Origin of the sequence: Candidatus Phaeomarinobacter ectocarpi, assembly GCF_000689395.1 — a bacterium.
Classification (GTDB): Bacteria; Pseudomonadota; Alphaproteobacteria; order CGMCC-115125; family CGMCC-115125; genus Pyruvatibacter; species Pyruvatibacter ectocarpi.
On record NZ_HG966617.1, the window covers coordinates 2,980,359 to 3,006,599 of the forward strand.

Consider the following 26,241-nt stretch of genomic DNA (forward strand, 5'->3'; position numbering starts at 1 on the left):
GATGCCGAAAGACGCCTCAATGCCTTCTTCTGTCAGCCAAGCGACCGCCTCTGATAATATTGCGTCCGCCGGCGCCCAACGCCTGTCGCGCGAGACGCTCTTGGCTCACTTTGAGCGGGTGCGCGCTGCAACGGAAAGCCTGGCTGCGCCGCTGACGCCTGAAGACCAGATGCTGCAGTCGATGGAAGACGCCAGCCCGGCCCGATGGCACCGCGCGCACACCACATGGTTCTTTGAGACTTTTGTCTTGAAGCCGCATGACCCGACCTATCAACCGGTCGATCCGATCTACGACTATCTGTTCAATTCCTACTATCAGTCCGTCGGCCCGCAATACCCCCGCCCCAACCGTGGGCTCGTCTCGCGCCCCAGCGTGGCGGAAGTGGGAACATACCGCAGCCAGGTCGATGCAGCTCTCCTGAGCTTTGCCCAATCTACCGACGACGACATTTGGCAAACCATTGCGCCGTTGATTGAGCTGGGCCTGCATCACGAACAGCAACACCAGGAACTGCTCGTCACAGACCTGAAACACGCTCTGTCCTTCAACCCGATGTGGCCTGCGGTTTATCCGGCACCTCAAAACCAAAGCGATGCAGCACCCGCCCTTGGATGGGTCGACTTTCCCGGTGGCATCACCATGTGTGGCCACTCCGGTGATCTGGCCAATGACGGGTTTGCCTATGATTGCGAAGGACCGCGCCACCAGGTCCTGCTGCGCGACTACGCGCTCGCAACCCGTCCCACCACAAATGCCGAGTATCTCGAATTTGTTCGTGACGGCGGATACACAGACCCACGCTGGTGGCACGCTGAAGGATGGGACCGGGCCCAGGCAGATCAGTGGCAGGCTCCGCTTTACTGGATCCAGGACAACACGGCATCTGACACATGGACAACCTATACGCTGCATGGCCGTGTCGACGTGAACCCCCATGAGCCCGTTTGCCACATCTCATTCTTTGAAGCCGCCGCCTATGCTGCATGGCGCAGCGAACAGGGCTGCGACGTCCGCCTGCCAACCGAGTTTGAGCTTGAACACGCAGCCGCAGGCCTTGAGCCGGCCGGCAACTTTGCCGGCCCACAGCCAGGACAGTCCGCATTGCATCCCAAGTCAGCAGACGGTGAGGCACAGCTCAAGCAGGTATTCGGCGACGTATGGGAATGGACGCAGAGCGCATATACGCCTTACCCCGGATTTAAGCCTGTTGCAGGCGCCATTGGTGAATACAATGGCAAGTTCATGGCCAATCAGATGGTCTTGCGCGGCGGCAGCGTCGCCACTGCTGAGAACCACATGCGCGCGACCTACCGAAATTTCTTTCCTGCCCACGCGCGATGGCAGTTTTCAGGATTGCGCCTTGCACGCGACACCTGACATTTCCAGATCATAAATCCCGCCCCACATCACAAAGCCTGCGAAGACGCCTGAACGGCCAATCCACAGCCCGACCAGTATCGGGAAGGAAACAAAATGACCGCCCACGACACGACAACACTTGATCGCCCCGCAACGGACTCCTCCGCGCTCGCTTTCTTTGTAGACGAAAAACCTGCGCTGGCGACATTTCTTGATGATGCCATGACAGGCCTTGCCGCCTCTCCAAAACGGATTGCGCCCAAATACTTTTACGACGAACGCGGCTCCGAGCTGTTCGACAAGATATGTCAGACCCCGGAATATTATCCAACCCGCACAGAACTCGGCCTGCTCGAACAGCACGGTGCCGATATCGCCGAGGCCGTCGGCCCCGATTGTCTGGTGGTTGAATATGGCGCGGGCTCAAGCCTCAAGATACGCCGCCTGCTCGACGCCCTCGACAAGCCGGCAGGATACGTAGCGGTCGACATCAGTCGAGATTACCTGCATGGCCAGATGAGCGGTCTGGCCGGAGACATGCCCGAGATTGCCGTCGGTGCCATTTGTGCCGATTTCACGCAGGGTTTCGACCTACCTGCTGAGACCCGTGATCTGGGTACCCGCAAGCTCGGCTTTCTGCCCGGCTCGACTATTGGCAATTTTGTGCCCGCCGAGGCCGAGGCCCTTTTGGCCCGCAGCACCAAACTGCTTGGCAAAGGCGGCCAGTTTCTCATTGGTGTGGACCTGAAAAAGCCGAAACACATTCTGGATGCCGCCTATGACGATGGCGCCGGTGTTACGGCTGCGTTCAATCTGAACCTGCTCAAACGGATGCAGTCAGAGCTGGGTGCCGAACTCAACGAAAGCGGCTTTTCCCACGTGGCCTTCTACAATGGCGATCAGGGCCGTGTTGAAATGCACCTGGAAGCCAAAGGCCCGCAGACAATTCGTCTGGAAGGCCAAACCTTCGATTTTGACGATGGTGAGCGCATTCACACTGAAAGCTCTTACAAATATGAGCCTCAGGAGTTCGCAGATATGGCCAAAAAGGCCGGATTTGTGCCGCGCGGCCTGTGGACGGACGCGGATGGGCTGTTCTCGCTCCACCTGCTGGAAGTCGCCGGTTAACCGCCTGAAATCACTGTATTTGCGGTTGCAGGCCTAATCGTCATATTGTCCTCATGGAAGCGGGCCACGGTGCCCGTACCGGCAGGATAACTCGCCGATTCGGCAAGGTCTCCGTGAGCCGGCACCCTTCCCCACAAATGAATTGGGTGGAGGGCAAAAGTGGAGCTGAAACCTGAGTATCGACTATGCTGGCCAAGAGGCCAAAGCGGCGGAAGAAACATCTTTCGCAGGCACACAGTCAGAAGACCACAACCAGTCCGACCGGCTTCGCGCAGCAGCGCTGGCGTGTCTTGAAGACACCAAGGCCGAAGACGTTGTCACCATCGAACTCGCAGGCAAATCATCTATGGCCGACTGCATGGTAATCGCCAGCGGCCGGTCACAGCGCCATGTGGGATCCGTTGCTGACTATCTGGTTGAGGCCCTGAAGAAAGCAGGCTGCAAGGCCCCGCGCGTTGAAGGCATGACCCATGCTGATTGGGTCCTGATCGACGCCGGTGACATTGTAATCCATGTTTTCCGTCCAGAAGTGCGTGATTTCTACAATCTTGAGCGCCTCTGGTCCTCTGACATGCCCGAAGACCAGCTGGCCAACTAGCCAGTTGCAGGACGCTCCTGCCTGAGTGCAGGCGCAGACAAAGAAGAACACAATGCGCATCACCGTCTGCGCCATCGGCCGCATGCGTGACAAGAATGAGCGCGCTCTTGCCGACGATTACCTCTCCCGGGCACAAGCTCTGGGCCGCAATCTGGGCATCACGGACATCAAGACAATCGAGCTGGATGCAAAGCCAACCAGGGAACTGGAAGGCGAAGCACTGCTGGCTGCCCTGCCTGACAACGCGTTCATCATTGCCATGGACGAAACCGGCAGACAGCGGCCAAGTCGCGATTTGGCAAATTGGCTGGATAGCCTCAAGGATGGCACCCACCGTGACATCGCGTTTGTGATCGGTGGGGCGGACGGCCACAGTGCGGCTGTCAAAGCCAAGGCGAACGCCATGCTGTCTCTGGGCGCCATGACTTGGCCGCATATGCTGGCGAGAATCATGCTGCTTGAGCAGGTCTACCGGGCCATATCCATTCTGGCTCGCCACCCTTATCATCGCGACTAGTCACCAAGACCAGACAGTGAGTCGGAATTTCCGGGTCACCCACAGCAGGCCACAAGACCAAAAACACCATGAGACTTTTCGGCCGACCAAAAACATCTGGCGACGCGCCTGCGCGCCCCATCGTCGTGGCCATGCTCCAGGGCTGGGGCGCGGTCGCAGACAATCCGCGTGCGCCGATTTTCAGCACCCGCACGCCCGCCTTCAACCGGCTGGCCCAGCGCGCCGCTGCAACATCCATAGTTCCCGCCACCACGCCCACAAGCATGAGCAGCGCCCTTGCAGCCATTGCCGAGGGCAACAACGCGATTGCCCCCAGCTCACCTCTGGAGGCAGTCCTTCGATCGCCCGGTGGTCTTGCGGAACACACAGGGTTTCAGTCTTTCGTCAAAGACCTGACGCGTGTAGGCGGCGATTGCCACCTTCTGTGCTGCCTGACGTCATCGGGCATCGAAGGTCTCACAGCTCACGCTGCAAAGATCGCAGCCAATCTCAGTCACGCGGGCATTCGCGTGTGGGTCCACGCCATTCTTGATGGCCGGGATACCGCACCTGATGCTGCGCTGGGCGCTTTGCACGAGTTTCACGAAGATGTAGCAGGCGTTGATACGGTGCGCTTTGCAACCGTGTCCGGCCGCGCCTTCGCCCTCGACGAAACAGCGGACGCCAAGGCACTGGCCCTTGTGCGTGATGCCATTGTGGATGCCAGCCCGCAGGAACGCAGCGGCCTTGCACAATACATCGATGCCCAAAACCAGGCAGGCGTGAATGATGGCGACATCAAGCCTGCTGCGGACCAGACCTATCCAGGCATGCGCAGCGATGACGCATTGCTGATACTTCATCCGCAAGCAGATGGTTTTTCAGACCTGCTGAAAGTTCTGGTGCCCGGCGACACATTGGATGTGCCGTCAGCGCGTCCTGCTACGCTTTCTGCTTGCAGGCGCATGATCGGCTGGCCCCAGCCTGGAACGTCAAAGCCAGGTACGTCACCTGTCGCGCAGGCAAGCCAGCCCCTGTCGTTGTTTCAACCATCCCATCCGCGCCTTCCTGACATTGTGCGCAGCGCAGATTTGAGCCTGATGATGGCAGCCCCACGCCATGAGCACACATTGTGGGCGGCATCCGTTGAAGGATGCACCCCCAATGCCAGCAAGACACTGGTGGCATCGAACGCACTTGAAGCTGCAGATGCTGCAGTGCGTGCCATCAAGGACGACAAGACCGACGTGATTTTTGCATTGCTTGCCGGCGTGCCAGCGGCAGTGCGTATGCCGGGCAGTCAGACACTGGATTCAGCCGCCCGCCGCATCATCGAGCAGCAGGACAAAGGGTTGGGCCGGATCGCTGCCATTATTGAGCGGCGCGGCGGCACGCTGTTGGCCATCGGGACGGACACCAGCCTCGGCCTTGCAACGTCCTTACCCTGCCTCATCCATGGCGGCCCCTGCACAAGCGACACACAGCTCAATGCAGGGACACTGGCTGACATTGCACCGACCATACTGGATCTGGCCGGCGCGCAGCCGCACGACCAATTGTCGGGGACATCGCTTCTGGCCCATGAGGAGGTCATTGATGCGGCAGCATCGTGACATTTCATTTACAGCAACACTGGCGGTCGCACTGATCGGCGCGTTCGCGGTCGCGCTGCCTGCCGGACATGCGCAGGAAACACGCATAGACCCCGCTCAGGCTGAAGAACTCATGGAAGTCGAGCGCGCCCTGGGCGGTGCGTCATCGTCTCGCGATGCAGCGGAGGCCAAGGCCAAGGCTGCCGCACGCGCTGTTTTGAGATTGCGCGAGGAACTGGTAGCTGCAGGGGACCGGGCAGCGGCACTGGAAAGCGCCGTCAGCGAAAACCAGTCCCATATCGAAGGTCTAGTTGCCGCCCGGGCGGTGAGCGAAGCATTGCTGGCAACGCGGCGGGAGCAGCTGGTTGAAAGCCTTGCAGCCCTCCAGCGGCTCGACCTGGAGCCACCACCCGCCTTGCTGGTGAAACCGCAGGATGCCCTGGCGGCAGCCCGAGGCGCCATGCTGCTGGGCACCCTCGTCCCTGAACTCAAGGACGTCGCCGATGACCTGTCCAGGCAGATCAAGAGTCTTGAGGACCTGACCCGCACCATCACCAGCCAGCGCGAACAGCTGACGCAGGATGTTGCGGCACTGGAAGTAGAGCAGCGTCGGATTGATGAATTGCTGGTCGCCAAGCGCGAGGAAGAACTCATCAGTTCCACTGACGCCAAACGCGCCGCGGACAAATATGCGGAACTGGCAGGCCGCGCCCGCTCCCTGCGCGATTTGCTGGGCGGTCTGGAGCAGGATGTGCCGACATTTGCGGCTTTGCGCCCCGGGGATGATGCGGAAACAGCGCCGCCAGCCTTCTCCACCCTGCGCGGCACCCTGCGAAGCCCGGCAACAGGCCGGATTGTCCAACGTTTTGGGACCGATGACGGCTCAGGCAGCCCGTCTCAGGGGGTCAGCCTGCGTGCCCGGGCCGGGGGGCAGGTCGTAAGCCCTGCGGATGCCGAAATCGTGTTTGCCGGGCCATTTCGCAGTTATGGCAACGTGTTGATAATCACCCCGGGCGACAATTACCTTATTGTTATCGCTGGACTGGCCGAGATTTACGCAGGGCCAGGCCAGCAGTTGCTTGCCGGAGAGCCCATTGGGCGCCTTCCGACGGGCGCAACTGCGGCAAATGGTGGCCAAAATGGGCGTCCGGAGGCCGGTAGAGGTGCAGGTAATACACCTGTGCTCTATATAGAGATGAGAAAAGACGGGAAACCGGTTGATCCGGCCCCGTGGATCAGGTTTCAGAGCCGCCCGGCTTAGGCATTTTGCTCGTTGAGCACCGCGCTTAGGCCACAATCTGGCGGAATTGTAACTGGCACGAGATCAAGGGCGACGGCACCGTGTGCGCGTCGGTCAGATGTGAGAATGAAGGGTAGCGAATGATGCACCGTACGGTGATTGCAGGGGCCGCAGGCCTGGTGAGCCTGGCTCTTGTAGGGATTTTTGCCCTTGATGCGGGCCCGACCCGTGGTGGCGCAGAAGCCGCAAGTTCTGAAACATACCGGCAGCTTAACCTGTTTGGCGATGTGTTCGAGCGCGTCCGCGCGGACTACGTGGAAGAGCCGGCTGATGCTGACCTGATCGATAACGCGATCAACGGCATGCTGACCTCACTCGACCCTCATTCAAGCTACCTCAACCCCAAGACGTTCCGCGACATGCAGGTGCAGACCCGCGGCGAATTCGGCGGACTTGGCATTGAAGTCACCATGGAAGAGGGCTTCGTCAAAGTCGTGGCCCCGATTGACGACACCCCAGCCGACAAGGCAGGCCTGCGCGCCAACGACCTGATCACCCATCTGGATGGCGATCCGGTTCTTGGCCTTACCCTTTCAGCAGCTGTTGAAAAGATGCGTGGACCAGTCAACGCACCCATCACTGTGACGATCGTCCGTCAGGGCCGCAATGAAGCGTTTGATGTAACCGTCGTGCGCGACATCATTCGCATCAAGTCCGTGCGCTACAAGCGCGATGAAGGCGTCGGCTACATCCGCGTCACAACATTCAACGAGCAGACATCAGACGGCGTGCGTGCCGCTCTGCGCGAAATGTCGGACATGCCTGGCTTCGTGGTTGACCTGCGCAACAACCCCGGCGGTCTGCTGGATCAGGCCATCGAGGTCTCAGACATCTTCCTTGAAAAGGGCGAAGTCGTTTCAACCCGTGGCCGCTACCCTGAGGACACCCAGCGCTACAACTCACGGCCTGGCGATCTTGCCAATGGCAAGCAGGTGGTTGTGCTCGTGAATGGCGGATCCGCTTCAGCGTCGGAAATTGTCGCTGGTGCCCTGCAGGATCATGAGCGTGCACTGGTGCTTGGCACGCGCTCTTTCGGCAAGGGATCAGTCCAGACCATCATTCCGCTTGGTTCCGATGGCGCCATTCGCCTGACAACAGCCCGCTACTACACACCTGCGGGCCGGTCGATCCAGGCCAAGGGCATTACACCGGACATCAAGGTCGAGCAGAACGTGCCGGAAGACGAAGACATCCGCACAACCGGTGAAGCCGGACTGGCGGGCCATCTGGCTGCTGAAGACGAGGACGAAAAGGGTGGGTCATCCGCCTACGTGCCTCGCGATGCCAAAGATGACCTTCAGCTCATCTATGCCCGTGACCTGATCCTCGGCAAGCGGACATATGATCCGGCAAATCCAACACCAACCGCTGATGCAAGCGCAGCGGCAGGTGCTGGAAGCGAAGGCGGCGCCGCTATGGCCCCGATTCCCAACTAATGCGCCAATCGATCAGGAGATAGCGACGCTATCTCCTGATTTCTTTCATTTCGTTCATCTTGTCCGGCCACGGCGACCTTGAAAGGTCTTCCGTGGCCGGATTCGTTTGAGCCATCCTGCACCGCGTTAAGCGTGACTGGACGCAGGTCGCGCAAGCCCTTATGCCAGCACAGATAAACCGCTATCGTGAGCGCTCTTGAATTCATATCGGTGCACCCACCTGCCTGCCATGACCGCCATCCCGACAGATACAGACCCTCAGGACACGCCTGATACCGGCCCGACACGGATCAGCCCGCTGGCTATTGCCGTTTTCGCAGTCGCGTTGCTGATCGGTGGATTGCTCATCTGGCTGTCCTTTGCAGGCGATGATGGACGGCCCGCCGAGCACGTTTTGCAGCTCTCCACCGATGAAAACGCCGGCACAGAGACGCTGATCAGCGGCGAGACCGTTTCCATTCCCCCGCAGCCGCAGGTTCTGGATGGCGATGAAACGCCCGGCGCTGGAGACGAGACGGACACACCAACGCAGGACGAGAACGCACTGCCCGCCACGGACGGTAACCTTCAGCAGATCGGATCGCTGCCGCTGCTGGCCGCAGGCGCGTCCCTGGAAGGCGCCCCGATAGAAGGCCTGTATGAAGAAACCACGGCTGGGCTTCTTCCCATTGTGGCGGCCGATGGCCGCCGCCCTGTCGCCAGCTACGGCCGCCCCTTTGAGCCACCGCTTACAGGCGACGATGCGCGCCCGCGCGTGGCCATCATGATCATGGGCTTTGGTCTCAATCGCACATTTGCTGAACGCGCCCTGGAGCAATTGCCCGCTGACGTCTCTTTGGCATTCACACCCTATTCCAGTGAACTGCAAAACCAGATCAATGCCGCACGAGCCGACGGCCATGAGGTCGCTCTTGAGCTTCCAATGGAGCCGTTTGACTATCCCGATAATGATCCGGGTCCCTACACATTGCTGACCAACCTGCCCGCCGAAGCAAACCGCAAGCGCCTCGAATGGCTGCTGGCGCGAACAACGGGCTACTTCGCCACCGTCAATCGACAGGGCGGACGGTTCCTGTCGGAATCTGAGTCACTTGCACCCATCATGACTGCTTTGATGGAACGCGGCGTAGGCTTCGTCGATACCGGCGATGGCGCACGCAACGCGACCGAAGATGCAGTGCCGGCAGGCTTCAACTGGGCCATCGGCAATCGGGTTGTGGATGCCGCCAAATCCCCACGCCAGATCGACAAGGCACTGGCTGACCTGGAGGACGTTGCCCGCCAGAACGGCATGGCCGTCGGCATTGGAACAGCCCTTCCCATTACCGTTGAACGCGTTGCTCAATGGGCTGAAAGCCTTGCGGACAAAGGCATTGATCTCGTTCCGGTTTCTGCGGCACTTGCCCATGGCATGTCCGGTCCGGCTGGCAGTGAGGCAACAAGCCAGGCAGACGCTTCCGGCGATCTCAACGAATAGAACCGGTATCTTTCTGCCATGAGCAAACTTCCCTACCGCCCCTGCGTCGGCATCATGCTGCTCAACGCGTCCAATAAGGTCTGGATTGGCCGACGGGCCATGAAGCGATCAGTGCAGCAGGATGAACCCGGCTCATGGCAAATGCCGCAAGGCGGCATCGACGAGGGTGAAGACCCATTGCCAGCAGCCCTGCGTGAGCTGGAAGAAGAAACCGGCATCAGCGATGTGGAAGTGATCGGGCAGACAGAGAACTGGCTGACCTATGATCTGCCAGAGCATCTCGTTGGCAAAGCCCTCAAGGGCAAGTATTGCGGCCAGAAGCAAAAATGGTTCGCCATGCGCTATCTGGGCAACGACAGCGCCATCGATCTGTCAAAGGCGGAAGACGATGAGTTCGATGACTGGCGCTGGGAAGATGCGGCACAGCTTCCAGGATTGATCGTGGAGTTCAAACGCCCGGTCTACGAACAGGTCGTGGAACACTTCGCGCATTTAACCGCTTAGTCGGACTTCAGGCAGAAACGTCAGGCGGCTTTGGCCAGACGCTTGGCATGGTTTGAGAAACCCCACCACACAACAGACGTCAGCGGTTTTGCAACGCGGGCCCCGATCTTGATGCCGCACGCATTGGCAATCATCGCAACCAGCCGGTCTGTGTGACGGCGCTGATACAGCCCCAGGGCCCGCGCCTGATAGGCCTTTGCGCAGCCTTCGCGATCATAATCAGCGGCAGGCGTGTTTGCGCAGTAATATGCATAGGACAATTCGTCGTCATCTGCTTCGTTGACACGTCCCAGCGCTATCTTCAGCCGGCGCATCTTTGACGGCACATCTTTTTCATACCTAAGGAAGTGATCGTAGAAGAGCTTGTAGTGGTTGAACTCATCGCGGGCGAGATTGGCGGCCACCTGCTTGAGGACGGGCTCTTCGCTGGCATCGCGGATGGCTGAATAGAAAGACGACGTCCCGGTTTCCACAACGCAGCGCGCCAGCAGCTCCCCGCCACGGCTACCGCGCGTGGACTCATCAACGTCCATCGGGATGGAATACCCCTCCTGGAAGTCTTTCAGCGCTTTGTCGAAACTGAATGTGGGGTCGGCCAGTTCGGCCCAGCGGGCCAGAGCCGCGCCATGTTGCTCTTCTTCGACGCCCCAGCGCTCGATTTCAGCGAGCAGCTCAGGATCGTCAGAAAACACCTGGCTGAGATAGGTCACATAGTCAGGCGCATTGGCTTCCACCAAGGATGCAGCTTTGACCGTGCGCAGGAGATCTGCATCCACCTTTGACGCGTCAAAAGCGGCCCAGTCGATGTCATCTAGGGTCCAGTGCTGAGTCATCTATGGGTAATCCCCACCTTATTACGCCGGTTGAAGCCCCCTCACCGGCAATATGCCCATACAATAAACCCGCCCGGACATCATTTTGTCCAGCCGGGTTTATCGACAATCTTTTTGTGGGTTCGGCGCGTTTGCGCCCAAACCACTGTTCTAAAGCGCGTCGCGAAGCTGCTTGAGATGGTTGAGCTTTACCTCAGCCCGTGATCTCGCGGCGTCTGAGGCAGCATCGTCCACATCTTCCTGCGCGTTCTGGATTTCCTGATCCAAAGCAGCGCTGTCCAGCTCATCAAGCGGAACAGAGTGCTCGGCCAGAAGCGTCAGGCCCTCTGCATTGACTTCCGCAAAGCCACCACGCACGAACAGACGGGTTTCTTCCCGACCGTCCTGAACGTCTACAACACCGGGGCGCAATGTGGTCATGAAGGGCGCGTGTCCCGCCATCACACCAAAGTCGCCTTCAGCGCCGGGCACAGTCACCATGTCCGCATCCGCAGACATGAGAAGCCGTTCCGGGCTTACGAGTTCAAAATGCAGCTTGTCAGCCATGTGCTTTTACCAATCCAGACCGCTTAAGCGGCTTCCGCAGCCAGACGCTCGGCTTTCTCGATGGCGGTCTCAATCGTGCCGACCATGTAAAAAGCAGCTTCCGGCAGATGGTCATAGTCACCATCGCAAAGAGCCTTGAAGCCTTTGACCGTGTCCTGAATGTCCACAAGCACGCCTGGCGTGTTGGTGAACTGCTCAGCCACGAAGAACGGCTGTGACAGGAAGCGTTCGATCTTACGCGCACGCGCCACGGTGAGTTTGTCTTCTTCAGACAGCTCGTCCATGCCGAGAATGGCGATGATGTCCTGCAGCGACTTGTACTTCTGCAGAATTTCCTGCACCCGGCGGGCCGTGTCGTAGTGTTCCTGGCCAACAACGCGCGGCTCAAGAATACGGCTTGTTGAGTCGAGCGGATCCACAGCCGGGTAGATGCCCTTTTCAGAGATCGCACGGTTCAGCACTGTCGTTGCATCCAAGTGAGCAAACGATGTCGCTGGCGCCGGGTCAGTCAGGTCATCGGCAGGCACGTAAATGGCCTGCACGGACGTGATCGAGCCCTTGGTTGTGGTCGTGATGCGTTCCTGCAGAGCGCCCATGTCCGTTGCCAGTGTTGGCTGGTAGCCCACAGCTGACGGGATACGACCGAGCAGAGCAGACACTTCAGAACCGGCCTGCGTAAAGCGGAAGATGTTGTCCACGAAGAACAGCACGTCCTGGCCCTTATCACGGAAATCTTCCGCCACGGACAGACCAGCAAGAGCAACACGGGCACGCGCTCCGGGAGGTTCGTTCATTTGGCCGTAGATCAAGGAGCACTTGGAGCCTTCTCCGCCGCCTTCCTTGTTCACGCCTGATTCGATCATTTCCCAGTAAAGGTCGTTGCCTTCACGGGTCCGCTCACCAACGCCGGCAAACACAGAGTAACCACCGTGCGCCTTGGCGATGTTGTTGATGAGTTCCTGAATAAGAACCGTCTTGCCCACGCCGGCACCACCGAAGAGGCCGATCTTGCCGCCCTTCGCATATGGCGCAAGCAGATCCACCACCTTGATGCCCGTAACGAGCATTTCAGCTTCCGTTGACTGCTCAACGAAGTCAGGCGCATCAGCGTGAATGGGGCGCTTTTCCGTGAACTGGATCGGGCCAGCTTCATCCACTGGCTCACCGATCACATTCATGATGCGGCCCAGTGTGCCGTCACCGACGGGCACCTGAATGGCAACGCCTGTATCGGTCGCTGTCTGTCCACGAACAAGACCTTCGGTCGAGTCCATCGCGATGGCGCGAACGGTGTTCTCGCCGAGATGCTGCGCGACTTCCAGAACAAGGCGGTTGCCGTTGTTGTCGGTTTCAAGCGCGTTCAGGATCGCCGGCAGGTTTTCTTCAAACCGGACGTCCACAACGGCGCCGATGACCTGGGTAATTTTGCCCACTGCGTTGGAGCTCATGGTCTGTATCCTCGGTCTCGTCTCAGTACCTGGCAGCACGTCATGTGCGGCCTTTGTTGATACCGCAGCGGCAGGTGCCGGTGCGGGCTTAGTCACAATCTCATTCGCGGTCACATCAATGACCGTAGAAGTCTCACTGCCCGGTGCAGGCAGGGCGCGTGGCCCCCTCTGTCGGACAAACAGCCCAAGAACATTGGAAATGCTCTCAAGCAACGGACGCAACAAGCGTCCAAATCCATTCTGCTTCGCCACTTACAGCGCCCCCCGGCTTGCTGTGTGCCCAGCCGCTGATTCCCTGTTCAGCGTGGGCATTGTTGTGTGGTCGAAGGGGCTTAGCGCCGCTCTTATGTCGTCTTGTATCTAGACCGCTTCCGCGCCCGAGATAATTTCAATCAGTTCCTTGGTGATCTGTGCCTGACGTGACCGGTTATAGGTCAATGTCAGCTTGTCGATCATGTCACCAGCGTTGCGCGTTGCGTTGTCCATGGCGCTCATGCGGGCCCCTTGTTCAGACGCTGCGTTTTCCAGAAGTGCGCGGAACACCTGTGTCGTCAGGCTACGCGGCAGAAGATCATTCATGATCTCTGTTTCTTCCGGCTCATATTCGTATGGCACCGGCTCACCGGCATCCGCAGGACGCTCAGGAATAGAGGCCGGAATAATCTGCTGTTCTGTAGGAATCTGCGTCACAACATTCTGGAAGGCAGAATAGAAAATGGTTGCGACGTCAAACTCGCCAGCTTCAAACATGTCGAGGACACGCTTGGTCACAGTCTCCGCCTGCGCATAGCCGATGCGGCGCACATCAGTGAACTCAAACGTATCAACAATCAGATCAGCAAACTGACGCTTGAGAATGTCGCGGCCCTTGCGGCCAACGCACAGGATCTTCACTGTCTTGCCATCAGCCAGAAGGTCCTGAACCTTCAACCGGGCAATACGTGCGATGGATGAGTTAAAGCCACCGCACAGACCACGATCTGCTGTTGCAACCACCAGCAGGTGAACCTGCTCGCTGCCCGTGCCGATCAGCAGCGGTGATGCACCAGCTGACGTCAGCATGGATCCACCGAGGTTTGCCATCACGCTGTCCATACGCTCAGCATACGGACGAGCAGCTTCAGCAGCTTCCTGCGCCCGGCGCAGCTTTGACGCTGCCACCATCTGCATGGCCTTGGTGATCTTCTGCGTCGCCTTGACGCTTGCGATCCGGTTACGGAGTTCCTTGAGGCTCGCCATTGCTTGCTCTCGTATCCTTCTAGCGGCTCAGGCCGTTATGCGAACGACTTTGCGAAAGCTTCAACGCCTTCACGAAGCTTGGCATTGGTGTCGTCAGACAGGGCGCCAGTATCACGGATGCTCGTCATTACGTCAGCATGCTTTTCATGGAATGTGCGCAGCAGCTCTTCTTCAAAGCGCGCGATGTCATCAACCGGCAGATTGTCCAGGAAGCCCTGAGTACCCGCGAAGATCACAACAACCTGCTCTTCCATGGACAAGGGCGAGAACTGCGGCTGCTTGAGCAGCTCAGTCAGGCGCTCACCACGGTTGAGAAGACGCTGGGTCGTCGCATCAAGGTCAGAACCGAACTGCGCAAACGCCGCCATTTCACGGTACTGCGCCAGCTCACCCTTAATGGCACCAGCCACTTTCTTCATGGCCTTCGTCTGGGCAGAACCACCCACACGCGACACCGACAGACCTACATTCACAGCAGGACGGATGCCCTGGAAGAACAGATCTGTTTCAAGGAAGATCTGTCCGTCGGTGATCGAGATCACATTTGTCGGGATGTAGGCCGACACGTCGTTGGCCTGCGTTTCAATGATTGGCAGCGCCGTCATGGAACCAAGACCATTGTCTTCGTTCAGCTTGGCAGAACGCTCAAGCAGACGGGAGTGAAGGTAGAACACGTCACCCGGATACGCTTCACGTCCTGGAGGACGACGAAGCAGCAGGGACATCTGGCGATACGCCACAGCCTGCTTGGAAAGATCATCATACACGATCAGCGAGTGCATGCCGTTATCGCGGAAGTATTCCGCAATGGCGCAACCACCGAATGGTGCAAGGAACTGAAGCGGTGCAGGCTCGGACGCTGTCGCGGCCACAACCACGGAATATTCCATGGCGCCGTTTTCTTCGAGCGTCTTCACGATCTGAGCAACCGTTGAACGCTTCTGGCCGATGGCGACATAGACGCAGTAGAGCTTCTTGCTCTCGTCGTCGCCCTGGTTGACCTGCTTCTGGTTGAGGATGGCGTCAATCGCAACAGCCGTCTTGCCGGTCTGGCGGTCACCGATCACAAGCTCACGCTGGCCACGGCCAACGGGGATAAGAGCGTCAATCGCCTTGATGCCTGTCTGCATTGGCTCATGCACGGACTTACGTGGAATGATGCCAGGCGCTTTCACGTCAACGACGCGGCGCTCAGTGGCCTCAATCGGGCCCTTGCCGTCGATCGGGTTACCAAGCGGGTCAACCACGCGACCAAGCAGACCCTTGCCCACGGGCACATCCACAATGGCGCCGGTGCGCTTGACGGTGTCGCCTTCCTTGATCTGCTGGTCAGACCCAAAGATCACGATACCAACATTGTCGTCTTCCAGGTTGAGCGCCATGCCGCGCACACCATTGGGGAATTCGACCATTTCACCAGCCTGAACCTGGTCAAGACCGTAGACGCGGGCAATGCCGTCACCAACGGAAAGAACCTGGCCGATCTCGGTGACTTCAGCATCGGAGCCAAAGTTCTGGATCTGCGTTTTCAGGATCGAGGAAATCTCGGCGGCTTGAATGTCCATCAACCGGCCTCTTTCATAGCAAGCTTCATGCGATTGAGTTTTGTGCGCAGGGACGTGTCGACCATCCGGCTGCCAAGCTTGACCACGAGGCCGCCCAGAAGTCCGTTATCAACCTTGGTGCTGAGCGTTACGTCGCTGCCGGTAGCGGCTTTGAGCGTTTCAGTCAGTTTTTGCACCTGCACATCGGTGAGGGGGTGGGCAGAAGTCACTTCTGCCGAAACTTCGCCGCGATACTGCGCGACGAGAGCTTGGTAGGTCTTGATCATGCCATCCAGCGCAAACAGGCGCCGGTTGGTAGCCACAAGGCCGATAAATTTCTTTGTAAGGTCAGAAGCCCCGGCGCGCTCAAGGATCGCGCCCATGGCCTTCGTCTGGTCATCACGGCCAAAAAGCGGGCTTTTGACGAGATCGCGAAGGTCCGCGCTCTCACTCATCATCTGCTCAAGGCCCGCAAGATCACTGGCAACCGCATCAATGGCGCCAGCTTCCTTTGCGAGGTCAAACAGAGCACTCGCATATCGTCCGGCGACACCGGTAAAATTCGCGTCTTCGCCTGCCACGTAACCGCCCGCTAGAAATTACTGGTTGGATATTTCTCAACCCCGGGGCCGGACGATTGCCACAACCTGCCAAGGCGTTGAAATACTTAAGAAAATCGGGTGCAACCCAAGCGTTAAGAAATACCGCTTTCGGCCAAACCGCGCGTTAGGTAACACACCGTTTTCCGCTGTGCAACATAAGCTGCGCGGCGTGCTGACGCACTTGCCTCACAGGTAAGCGGATTCGGTCAGCGAGTGACCGTTTCAGCTACGTTCCCGCCAAAGTTGCACTTATTTAAGAACTTTTCGGCACTCTGACATACGCGGACAGAATGAGCCGCAGGGCGAGCCTGCTGTGTATGCAGGCTGGAGGGCGGCAGGGCATGCAGATACAGAATCTCTGGTCTATGAAGAGTGCCGCATTGGTGGTTCTCGCCACAGCACTTGGCGGCGCCCTGGCCACATACGCCGCCTATGAATTTGCCGTCAAAGCCGAACGCATGGCTGCCGAGCAGCGCTTCAAATTTGCCCGCGCCGAAACAGTGACTGCCATTGAAGCCCGCATGCGCAACTATGAATCGGTATTGCGCAGCTCGAATTCAGTCTTCGAGATCAATGAGGACCTGACCCGTCAGCAGTGGCAGGACTTCACACAGGGCCTTCAGCTCCACCGGAACTTCCCGGGCACCCAGGCGCTGGGATACTCCATCTGGGTGTCGCCCGAAAACAAGGCCGCCTATGAGGCATCGGTTCGGGCGGATGGCTTTCCGGACTTCAAGATCAAGCCGGATGGCCCACGTGAGGCCTACACGTCGATCACCTTCATCGAGCCGATGGATGTCCGCAACAGGCAGGCATTTGGTTACGACATGTGGTCTCAAGAGACCCGCCGCACTGCGATGTCCCGCGCGCGAGACACCGGCGAGATCACGATTTCAGGTCCGGTCAAGCTGGTCCAGGAAATCGATTCTGAAGTGCAGGCCGGCATTTTGATGTATCTGCCGCACTACACTACCAGCACTCTCGATGACGTCGTGGATCGCAGGGCCGCCAATACCGGATTTGTGTATGGCGCATTCCGCATGGGCGACCTGATGGCAGGCATCATCGGATCAGACCTCCGCGACATCGAAATTGAGATCTTCGATACCGATGGCAGTGACACTGCCAACTCGCTCTATTCCAGCATCGAGTCAGAAGACACCGCACAGCAAAACCCGCAGCTGACCGCGACCGATGCCATCACCATGTACGGGCGTACATGGCAGATGGCCTCACACAGCAAACCATCTCTCTTCGCCCGCGCGGGCGATGTCGGGCTTGGTCAGGCAGTGGTGATGGCGAGCGCGGGTGCAAGCCTCTTTGTCCTGATCCTTGTGCTGCTTGCCCTCAACACCCGCAGGCGCGCAGCGGAGATTGCAAGGCGCATGACCCGCGATCTCGACCAACGAACAGAAGAACTGTCTGCGTCCCTGCGCCGCCAGGTCCGCATTGAAGATGAGCTGCGTAGTCTGGTCACAACAGACACTCTTACAGGACTGGCCAACCGGAGCGCCTTCAATGTCTGGCTGAAAGAAGTAGGTAAGCAAAATCATCAGTCCGGCGTATTCCCCACCAAAGGCACAAATGGTGGTTACGGCATCATGATGATGGATCTGGACCGGTTCAAAACCATCAACGACACCCTGGGTCACATGAAGGGTGATGAACTTCTGACGGCCGTTGGCACCAAGCTCAAGAACGAACTGCCGGACACCTGCAAGCTGGCCAGGCTTGGCGGAGATGAGTTCGCCGTCATCGTTGCGGACGACGAGGATCAGACCCAGTCTCTCGAACTGGCCAATAGGATCCGCAATCTGTTTTCCGACCCCTTCGATTGCGATGGTCGCTACATCAAGACCACCTGCAGTATTGGTGTGGCCTATATCAGCGCGGACATGCCAAACCCGGAACGGGCCATGTCACAGGCCGACATTGCGCTCTACCGCGCCAAGGACAGCGGTCGCGGCGTCATCAAGGTGTTTGATGAAACGCTCGAGGCCGAATCCATTCGCCGCGCGACCATCGAAGACGCCTTGGACGGCGCCCTCGCCCGCCGGGAATTCCATCTGGAGTTCCAACCCAAAATCGGTAGCAACGGCGGCAGCGTTGTTGGAGCTGAGGTTCTTCTGCGGTGGATACATCCTGACATGGGGTTTATCCCGCCCGACATGTTCATCCAGACCGCGGAAGAAACAGGCTACATCGAATCCATCTCGGCATGGATCCTTGATGCGACCTGTAAACAGATCCGCACATGGATGGACAACGGCGTGACGGATATTCCGCTGGCCATCAACCTGTCGTCCCAACAGCTCCAGTCGCCTGAGCTGATTGCAACGATCACCAACACCCTGCGCCGACACAACATTCCGCCAGAAAAACTCGAAATCGAAATCACTGAAAGCATGCTCATCGACGACTTTGAGCAGGCCTGTCGGCGGCTCAAGCAGCTACGCGAGATCGGCATCAAGATTGCTCTTGATGATTTCGGAACCGGCTATTCGTCCCTGTCCTATCTCCACAAGCTGCAAGTGGACGTTCTGAAAATTGACCGGTCCTTTGTCGGCAGCCTCGACACGCCGCAATCCAAGACCATCGTTCAATCCATCATGACGCTTGCCAAGACGCTGGACTTGAGCACGGTTGGCGAAGGCGTTGAAACAGTCGAGCAGGCCCAATTCCTGAGGGCAAATGGCTGCGATGAAATGCAGGGCTGGCTGTTCGCCAAATCCCTGCGGGCAGAGGACTTCGAGCAGTGGATTGCCGATAGCGAAGCCATGTCCACCGCCGCAAAACTTGCCGTCGTCTGACATTCAAAGCGACGGCACCTGCCTACAAGAAACTCTGCGGGTCGACATCCACAGCAAGGCGCACGGCATTGGGCAGCTTCACTTGCGCCAGCCATGCGCGCACATATTTCTGCACCTGAAAATCACGCGTCGTCTTGATTAGGAACCGCACCCTGTGGCGGCCGCGCAGCAAGGCAATGGGCGCAGGTGCGGGCCCCAGCACGCGAACACCCTCGGCCGCAGGAACAGCACGCGCCAGGTAACGCGCCACCTCTGTCGCCTGCGGAAGTTCAGGAGCTGACAATATGAGAGAAACCAACCGGCCATAAGGCGGCATGCCCGCGTCTTCGCGCTCCCGTGCTTCCTGCTGCAGAAACTGGTCACGGTCTCCGGCCACCAGTGCCTGCATCACCTTGTGATGCGGCATGTATGTCTGAAGGATCACCCGGCCGGGTTTCTCGCCACGTCCGGCACGCCCGGAGACCTGATGCAAAAGCTGATAAGTCCGCTCAGCAGCCCGTAGGTCGCCGCCGGTCAGCCCAAGGTCAGCATCGACGACACCCACCAAGGTGAGATTGGGGAAGTTGTGTCCCTTGGCAACAACCTGCGTCCCGACGATGAGGTCCACTTCCTGCCGGGTGATCTGGCCAACGGCCTCCTGGGTTGCAGCCGGTCCGTGCAGATGGTCACTCGACAAAACACTCAACCGCGCGTCCGGGAACCGTTCAGCGGCTTCCTCCGCAATCCGTTCCACGCCGGGGCCGCAGGCAGCCAGTGAGTTTTCGCTCTGGCACTCAGGACATTTATAGGGCGTTGGAGCACGCGTGCCGCAATGGTGACACTGCAACTCTTTGCGAAAGCGGTGCTCGACCAGCCACGCATCGCAATTGGGACACTCAAACCGATGCCCGCAAGTGCGGCACAGCGTGAGCGGTGCATAACCGCGCCGGTTGAGGAACAGCATGGCCTGATTGCCAGCTTCCAACGTGTCCACAATGGCCGTCACCAATGACTGCGACAACCAGCGCCCGCGCTCAGGTGCATCAGCGCGCAGATCAATCGCGGTAACGTCCGGCAGTTCAGCTGCGCCGTGCCGCTCCGGCAAAACCAGCCGCTGATATCGCCCACGTTGCACATTGACGACGGTCTCAAGCGACGGCGTGGCAGATGCCAGCACAATGGGAATGTCGCCAAGAGACGCCCGCGCCACCGCCATGTCACGCGCGTTGTAGATGACGCCCTCTTCCTGCTTGAAAGCGGACTCATGTTCCTCATCAACAACAATGAGACCAAGATCTGCATACGGAAGAAATAGCGCAGACCGTGCACCGACAATCACGCGCGCACGACCTTCAGCGACACCACGCCAGATGCGTCGACGTTCTTTTTGGTTGAGATCAGAATGCCACGGGGCGGGAGGCGCGCCAAAGCGCGTTTCAAACCGCTTCAGCAATTGCGGCGTAAGCGCGATTTCCGGCAACATCACCAGAACCTGCTTGCCTTGCCGCAAAGCCGTCGCCACGGCTTCGAAATAGACTTCAGTCTTCCCGGCGCCCGTCACCCCATCAAGAAGCGTGGCGGAAAACCCATTACCCACATGAGCGCCAAGATCATGCGCTGCTAATGATTGCGCATCGCTCAGCTGCGGGCCTTCAAGGTCACCGTCGGGCTCAATGAAAGCCCTCTCTCCCGGCATCTCAACCACGTCAAGTGCACCTGCCTTGACCAGCCCACTCACGACGCTGGTTCCCACGCCGGCCATTTCGGCAATTTCACGGGCAGGCCGGGCGAGCTGCGGTCCGGTCTCGCGCAGCATTTCCAGGACCCGCTGACGCTGGGGCGTGGCGCGTAAGGGCTCTGCTCCACTCAGGCGATAGCCGGTAATGGTCGGAGCAGGTTCAAGGGCCTGGGGAACCCGCATGGCGAGACGTAAAACAGCGCCCGGTGGTGACAGCGTGTAGGCCGCGACCCAATCCACAAACTTGCGCAACACGTCTGGCATCGGCGGCGCGTCAAATCGACTCACAATTGCCTTGAGCTTTTTCGGGTCCACCGGCTTGGCCTCGACACCGTCTGGCAGCGGGTCCCAGACGACACCGGTCACTTCCCGCGGCCCCAAAGGCACCCGCACAAAGTCTCCCGGCCGCACGTCGAGATCATCCAGAACTGCATAGTCATAGGCGCCCGGCAGCGCGAGCGGCAGCAACACACGGGCTGTGACGACGTCAATATCCATATCTAGCGCGGGTTGGTCGGCCATTTGTTCTCAATGCCGGGTTGGCGGGGGCGAATCCCATACCGTACAGTCTACGATACGCAAAAGATTCGTTTTTGCAGTCTGTCGGAAGCCTGATTTTCCGCGCAGATGTCAGGGAAAAACACATGACGTCACCCACAGAAACCGGCGGTGGACCGAACACCGAAAGCACCGGCGAAAGCCCAGCCGAAAGCAATGGACCGCTCCAAAGCACCCTTGGTGGCGCTGGAGCGCTGCGCTCGGCCCTGACCCGCCCTGCGACAGACGGGGCGCTGACTGCTGAAACCGTCAAAGCCTTTTTGATGGCAAATCCGGGCACGCTGCATGACGAGCCGGACCTGCTCGCCAAACTGACACCGGATGCCCACCGCGAAGGCGACGGTGTGGTCGACTTTCAGGTCTTCACCATTGAACGTTTGCGCCAGGAGATCGAAGACCTCCGCGAGCTGCAACAGGCACTGGTGACGGCATCAGAAGAAAACGCCATTTCCCGTGACCGCATCTTTGCAGCCGTCCTCAAAGTCCTCGACGCCCGCAATTTTGAGCACCTGATCCACTACATAACCACTGAACTTGCCGACGACATCGAAGTTGATCTCGTGGCCATGGGTGTTGAAGCATCAGACTCGACCCGCAACATGGCCGGCATGCGCTCGCCAACCGACACACCCGGCGGCCCGTCCGTCATGGTGCTTGAATCCGGAATGGTCGATGCGTTGCTTGGCGTCCGGCCCGACGGCTCTCCGCGCCAACATGCGTTGCGCGACGATGTGGAAGGCGCACAGGAGCTGTTTGGGCCCCATGCGGTGCAGGTTCAGTCAGAAGCGCTGATCCGCATGACGTTCTCCCGCGCAGCACCTCCAGGCATTCTGGCGCTGGGCTCTACCCGGGCGAACCAGTTTTACCCAGAGCAGGCCGTAGACCATTTGAAGTTCCTGGCACAGGTGATCGAGCGTAATGTACGCCTGTGGCTTGATCTGCCGCCTGCCTAGAGCAAGAGCACCATCAGTGTGAGCGCATCTGACCCTGTTCGAGAGGCCCTGCCGCGTAAGACACGCGACGCTCTGGACGGCTGGCTTTCTTCTCTTGCTCTCGAGCGGCGCCTCAGCGCGCACACGGTCACCAACTACCAGCGCGACGTCCTTGGCTTTCTGAGCTTCACCGCCCACCACACGGGCGAATCCGTTTCTTTCAGCACGCTCAGCAAACTGCGGGCGGCTGACTTTCGCGCATGGCTTGCCCAGCGCCGCACACACGATGATGTCGGTCCGCGCACATTGGCACGCGGGCTGTCGGCTGTTCGCACCTTCTTTCGCTACCTCGCCCGCGAGGACATGGCCGACAACGCTCAAATCGCTCTGGTGCGCACGCCAAAGCAGCCAGTCTCTATACCCAAGGCGCTGAGCGTCGAGGCTGCTGACAAACTGCTCGACAATCTGGAACCCGACAAAAGCTGGACGCAGGCCCGGGATCTGGCGGTCCTGACGCTTCTGTATGGGGCTGGACTGCGCATCAGCGAGGCACTCTCGCTGGATGTAAGAGATTGGCCCAGGCGCGGCACGCCCCTGCGCGTCATCGGCAAGGGCAACAAGACGCGCGTCCTGCCCGTGATCGATGCCATTCATGACGCTGTGGAGGACTACCGCGAGCAGTGCCCGCATGGACTGGACCCGTCAGGTCCGCTCTTCGTTGGCGCACGCGGTGGGCGTCTTAACCCTCGAAGTCTTCAGGGCACGCTGGCACGCCTGCGCTCAGGACTGGGGCTACCGGACAGCGCGACACCGCATGCCCTTCGCCATTCCTTCGCAACACACCTGCTTGGAGCCGGGGGTGATCTGCGGACCATCCAGGAACTTCTGGGTCACGCGAGCCTGTCCACAACGCAAACCTACGCAGCTGTTGACACCGCACGGCTGATGGAAGTCTATGACGCCGCCCACCCAAGGGCAGGTTCAGGCTCAGCCGACAAAGGCTAACACCCTATCCGCTACATGCTCAGTGAGCGACCATCCACGGCAAGAGCTGCTTCCTTGACGGCTTCCGTCAATGTCGGGTGCGCATGGCAGGTCCGGGCGATGTCTTCGGACGACGCGCCAAACTCCATGGCCAACGCTGCTTCCGCGATCATCGTGCCGGCTTCCATACCGAGGATGTGGACGCCGAGAACGCGGTCAGTTTTTGCGTCGGCAAGGATTTTCACAAATCCATCCGCCTGCTTGTTGACCTTGGCACGACCATTGGCACTGAACGGGAACTTGCCGACCTTGTAGTCGACGCCTGCCTCTTTCAGTTCTTCTTCCGTCTTGCCGACCGTGGCCACTTCCGGAGCCGTGTAGATCACGCCGGGGATCACATCATAATTCACATGGCCGGATTGGCCCGCGAGGATTTCTGCGATCGCAACGCCTTCGTCTTCAGCCTTGTGCGCCAGCATCGGACCGATGATGGCGTCACCAATGGCGTAGATACCATCCACATTGGTTTTGAAATGGGCATCCGTCGCAATGCGTCCACGATCATCCATCTCAACACCCGCTTCTGCGAGGCCCAGACCGTCCGTGTAGGGGCGGCGTCCAATCGCCACGAGTGCGTAATCCGCTTCAATGACTTCTGTGTCCCCACCCTTGGCAGGTTCTACAGAAACCTTGAGACCGTTCTTTGTCTTGTCGATGCCAGTCACTTTTGTGCCCAGCTTGAAGTCAAAGCCCTGCTTCTTGAGAATGCGCTGGAACTGCTTGGCAACTTCATTGTCTGTGCCGGGAATGATGCGGTCGAGGAATTCAACCACCGTCACCTTGGCCCCCAGACGGGACCAGACCGAGCCGAGCTCAAGCCCGATGACACCACCGCCGACAACCAGCAGATGCTTGGGCACTTCCGGCAGTGTCAAAGCGCCGGTCGAGGAGACAATGCGTTCCTCGTCGATCTCCACACCCGGCAGAGGCATGACGTCAGACCCGGTGGCAATCACGATGTTCTTGGTCTCAAGCACACGTGTGCCGCCATCATTGAGCGCCACTTCGACCTTGCCGGGTGACAGTACCTTGCCGGTGCCAAAAACCGGCTCGACCTTGTTCTTCTTGAACAGGAACGCAATGCCTTTGGTGTTGCCATCCACACCTTCGTCCTTGAACGCCATCATCTTGGGCAGATCAAGCGACACCCCTTTGACGTTGATGCCCAGGTCAGCCATGTGGCCGGTGCTTTCCGCATAAAGCTCGGATGCATGCAGTAGGGCCTTTGAGGGAATGCAGCCAATGTTGAGGCAGGTGCCGCCAAGTGTTTCGCGCTTTTCAACGCACGCGACCTTGAGGCCGAGCTGGGCTGCACGAATGGCGCCGACATAGCCACCGGGGCCGGCACCGATCATCACAAGATCAAACTGGTCAGACACGGGCGTATTCTCCTTTGGCGCAGCCACTCAACGGCTGCCTGAATTAGTTTGCGGGTGGCACTATTTCGAAGGTGGCAAGGGTACCTTTGCACCGCTCAACCCTGTGTCACCTGGCGCAGCACTCTGCGACGGCATGTAAAAGGCGTGCTCTTCAGCCCAATAAAGGCGCTCATCAACACGCACACGAACAAACGGCCCACCAGGCGCCTTGGGCGCGCGACCAACCGGACCATAAAGGTCCATGTGCTTTTCAACGCGGACACATGCAGGCACATCAGTGCCCGACGCCACCGTCTGAAAGTCTTCAAGCTGCGGACAGACAAGCGCTGTTTCGGCAGACACCATCAGCGCGCTGGCTGGAGACGCAAGAAACACACTCAGTCCTGCAATGGTGAGCAGACGGATCACAGGTCAAGCAACAGGCGCTGTGGATCTTCGAGGCTTTCCTTGACGCGCACCAGGAAGGTCACAGCTTCGCGGCCATCCACAATGCGGTGATCATAGGAAAGCGCCAGATACATCATCGGACGGATTTCGATCTGGCCGTTCACCACCATCGGGCGTTCCTGGATCTTGTGCATACCCAGAATGCCGGACTGCGGCGCGTTGAGGATCGGCGTCGACATCAGCGAGCCGTACACTCCCCCATTGGAAATGGTGAAAGTGCCACCCTGCATCTCATCCATGGTGAGCTTGCCATCGCGGGCACGGCGACCAAAATCGTTGATCGTGCCTTCGATGTCCGCAACGGACATCTCATCTGCATTTCGCACCACCGGCACAACAAGACCGTTCGGCGTACCAACAGCAACACCCATGTGAACGAAATTCTTGAAGACGAGCTCTTCGCCATCAATCTCGGCATTGACCTGCGGCAGCTCTTTCAACGCATGGGTACATGCCTTGACGAAGAAGCCCATGAAGCCGAGGCGAACGCCATGCTTCTTTTCAAACAGTTCTTTGTACTGTTTGCGCAACTCCATCACCGGACCCATGTCCACCTCGTTGAAGGTGGTGAGCATCGCGGCGGTGTTCTGAGCTTCCTTGAGGCGGCGCGCGATTGTCTTGCGCAGACGCGTCATCTTCACGCGCTCTTCGCGTGGTGCATCTTCCGCAGACGAAGGCGCACGCGGCGCAGACGTTGGCGCCGGGGCTGCCGGGGCTTCCGCCTTGGCTTCAAGCGCTGCCTGAACGTCTGCTTTTACAAGCCGACCGCCCTTGCCTGTACCTTCGATTGTCGAGGGGTCCACATTGTTTTCTTCCACCATCTTGCGAACGGCAGGAGAAAGTGGCGGCTCATCTGATGCGGCGGCAGGAGCAGGCTCAGCCTTGGCCGGGGCCGGATCGGATTTCGCAGGAGCCGGTGCAGGTTCTGCTTTCTTCTCGGTTACTTTGACATCACCGGCGCCTTCGCCAATGGCACCAAGAAGCGCATCCACTTCAACCGTGTCGCCTTCCTCGGCGGTAATTTCAGCAAGCACACCGGCCGCAGGTGCAGGAACTTCCAGCGTCACCTTGTCGGTTTCAAGCTCCAGCAGAGGCTCGTCGGCAGCCACTGCATCGCCAGGTTTCTTGAACCACTGCGCCACCGTTGCTTCGGTAACGGATTCGCCAAGCGTGGGAACTCTGATTTCCGTGCTCATGTTATGGCCTCTTTGGTGCGGCTTTTGTCAGCCGTCGTGAAACGTAATGTGAAAA

At 59.0% G+C, this 26,241-nt stretch carries 22 protein-coding genes; 12 read left to right on the forward strand and 10 right to left on the reverse strand.

The annotated features are described in order from the left end of the window. Positions 1-19 precede the first annotated feature (19 nt). The 9 genes from egtB (at position 20) to BN1012_RS14215 (ending at position 9,891) form a co-directional block, all read left to right on the forward strand. A complete protein-coding gene (gene egtB, locus BN1012_RS14175; RefSeq protein WP_081826523.1) occupies positions 20-1,378 on the forward strand; it encodes an ergothioneine biosynthesis protein EgtB in 1,359 nt (452 codons plus the stop codon). Between the two features lie 96 nt (positions 1,379-1,474). Then, complete coding sequence (egtD, locus tag BN1012_RS14180) at positions 1,475-2,488, forward strand: L-histidine N(alpha)-methyltransferase (RefSeq protein ID WP_081826422.1); 1,014 nt, start codon at positions 1,475-1,477, stop codon at positions 2,486-2,488. A 280-nt stretch (positions 2,489-2,768) separates the two neighbouring features. Continuing rightward, a complete protein-coding gene (rsfS, locus tag BN1012_RS17815; protein WP_043950097.1) occupies positions 2,769-3,086 on the forward strand; it encodes a ribosome silencing factor in 318 nt (105 codons plus the stop codon). Positions 3,087-3,138: 52 nt separating this feature from the next. Beyond that, positions 3,139-3,603, forward strand: a complete 465-nt coding sequence (locus BN1012_RS14190; protein WP_043951146.1) for a 23S rRNA (pseudouridine(1915)-N(3))-methyltransferase RlmH — start codon at positions 3,139-3,141, stop codon at positions 3,601-3,603. Positions 3,604-3,671: 68 nt separating this feature from the next. After that, entirely contained in the window at positions 3,672-5,195 is a 1,524-nt protein-coding gene (locus BN1012_RS14195) for a hypothetical protein (protein ID WP_081826424.1), read from the forward strand. Then, positions 5,179-6,435, forward strand: coding sequence for a murein hydrolase activator EnvC family protein (locus BN1012_RS14200; RefSeq protein WP_043950099.1), 1,257 nt, complete (start codon positions 5,179-5,181; stop codon positions 6,433-6,435). The genes BN1012_RS14195 and BN1012_RS14200 overlap by 17 nt, the downstream gene beginning before the upstream one ends. Positions 6,436-6,554: 119 nt before the next feature. After that, entirely contained in the window at positions 6,555-7,910 is a 1,356-nt protein-coding gene (locus BN1012_RS14205) for a S41 family peptidase (protein WP_043950100.1), read from the forward strand. A gap of 196 nt (positions 7,911-8,106) precedes the next feature. Then, a complete protein-coding gene (locus BN1012_RS14210) occupies positions 8,107-9,387 on the forward strand; it encodes a divergent polysaccharide deacetylase family protein (protein WP_145973479.1) in 1,281 nt (426 codons plus the stop codon). Between the two features lie 18 nt (positions 9,388-9,405). Next, positions 9,406-9,891, forward strand: a complete 486-nt coding sequence (locus BN1012_RS14215) for an RNA pyrophosphohydrolase (protein WP_043950101.1) — start codon at positions 9,406-9,408, stop codon at positions 9,889-9,891. Between the two features lie 20 nt (positions 9,892-9,911). On the opposite strand, the gene BN1012_RS14220 is transcribed toward BN1012_RS14215, so the two are convergent. The 6 genes from BN1012_RS14220 to BN1012_RS14245 all read right to left on the reverse strand — a co-directional run bounded on the left by BN1012_RS14220 (position 9,912) and on the right by BN1012_RS14245 (position 16,082). Further along, complete coding sequence (locus tag BN1012_RS14220) at positions 9,912-10,724, reverse strand: ferritin-like domain-containing protein (protein WP_043950102.1); 813 nt, start codon at positions 10,722-10,724, stop codon at positions 9,912-9,914. Between the two features lie 150 nt (positions 10,725-10,874). Next, positions 10,875-11,270, reverse strand: coding sequence for a F0F1 ATP synthase subunit epsilon (locus BN1012_RS14225; protein WP_043950103.1), 396 nt, complete (start codon positions 11,268-11,270; stop codon positions 10,875-10,877). A gap of 23 nt (positions 11,271-11,293) precedes the next feature. Then, complete coding sequence (gene atpD, locus BN1012_RS14230; RefSeq protein WP_043951148.1) at positions 11,294-12,718, reverse strand: F0F1 ATP synthase subunit beta; 1,425 nt, start codon at positions 12,716-12,718, stop codon at positions 11,294-11,296. Positions 12,719-13,078: 360 nt separating this feature from the next. Further along, positions 13,079-13,957, reverse strand: coding sequence for a F0F1 ATP synthase subunit gamma (locus BN1012_RS14235; RefSeq protein WP_043950104.1), 879 nt, complete (start codon positions 13,955-13,957; stop codon positions 13,079-13,081). A gap of 35 nt (positions 13,958-13,992) precedes the next feature. Continuing rightward, a complete protein-coding gene (gene atpA / locus BN1012_RS14240) occupies positions 13,993-15,522 on the reverse strand; it encodes a F0F1 ATP synthase subunit alpha (RefSeq protein WP_043950105.1) in 1,530 nt (509 codons plus the stop codon). Continuing rightward, positions 15,522-16,082, reverse strand: a complete 561-nt coding sequence (locus BN1012_RS14245; RefSeq protein WP_043950106.1) for a F0F1 ATP synthase subunit delta — start codon at positions 16,080-16,082, stop codon at positions 15,522-15,524. The genes atpA and BN1012_RS14245 overlap by 1 nt, the downstream gene beginning before the upstream one ends. A 386-nt stretch (positions 16,083-16,468) precedes the next feature. On the opposite strand from BN1012_RS14245, the gene BN1012_RS17100 reads away from it, so the two are divergent. Beyond that, positions 16,469-18,913, forward strand: coding sequence for a bifunctional diguanylate cyclase/phosphodiesterase (locus BN1012_RS17100; RefSeq protein ID WP_206778003.1), 2,445 nt, complete (start codon positions 16,469-16,471; stop codon positions 18,911-18,913). A 22-nt stretch (positions 18,914-18,935) separates the two neighbouring features. On the opposite strand, the gene BN1012_RS14255 is transcribed toward BN1012_RS17100, so the two are convergent. Next, positions 18,936-21,152, reverse strand: a complete 2,217-nt coding sequence (locus BN1012_RS14255; protein ID WP_043950107.1) for a primosomal protein N' — start codon at positions 21,150-21,152, stop codon at positions 18,936-18,938. 122 nt (positions 21,153-21,274) lie between these two features. Between BN1012_RS14255 and BN1012_RS14260 the strand changes: the two genes are divergently transcribed. Beyond that, complete coding sequence (locus tag BN1012_RS14260) at positions 21,275-22,141, forward strand: DUF484 family protein (RefSeq protein ID WP_052535396.1); 867 nt, start codon at positions 21,275-21,277, stop codon at positions 22,139-22,141. 48 nt (positions 22,142-22,189) lie between these two features. Further along, positions 22,190-23,125 (forward strand): tyrosine recombinase XerC, encoded by a 936-nt coding sequence (locus BN1012_RS14265; RefSeq protein ID WP_043951151.1) that lies wholly within the window; start codon positions 22,190-22,192, stop codon positions 23,123-23,125. 11 nt (positions 23,126-23,136) lie between these two features. Here BN1012_RS14265 and lpdA read toward each other — a convergent pair whose 3' ends face one another. From lpdA to odhB, 3 genes are read right to left on the reverse strand one after another with little or no spacing between them, the layout of a single operon-like run. Further along, positions 23,137-24,543, reverse strand: a complete 1,407-nt coding sequence (gene lpdA / locus BN1012_RS14270; protein WP_275450956.1) for a dihydrolipoyl dehydrogenase — start codon at positions 24,541-24,543, stop codon at positions 23,137-23,139. A 60-nt stretch (positions 24,544-24,603) separates the two neighbouring features. Next, positions 24,604-24,918, reverse strand: a complete 315-nt coding sequence (locus tag BN1012_RS14275) for a hypothetical protein (RefSeq protein ID WP_145973480.1) — start codon at positions 24,916-24,918, stop codon at positions 24,604-24,606. Positions 24,919-24,947: 29 nt separating this feature from the next. Continuing rightward, complete coding sequence (gene odhB, locus BN1012_RS14280; protein ID WP_043950109.1) at positions 24,948-26,186, reverse strand: 2-oxoglutarate dehydrogenase complex dihydrolipoyllysine-residue succinyltransferase; 1,239 nt, start codon at positions 26,184-26,186, stop codon at positions 24,948-24,950. Positions 26,187-26,241: the final 55 nt, after the last annotated feature.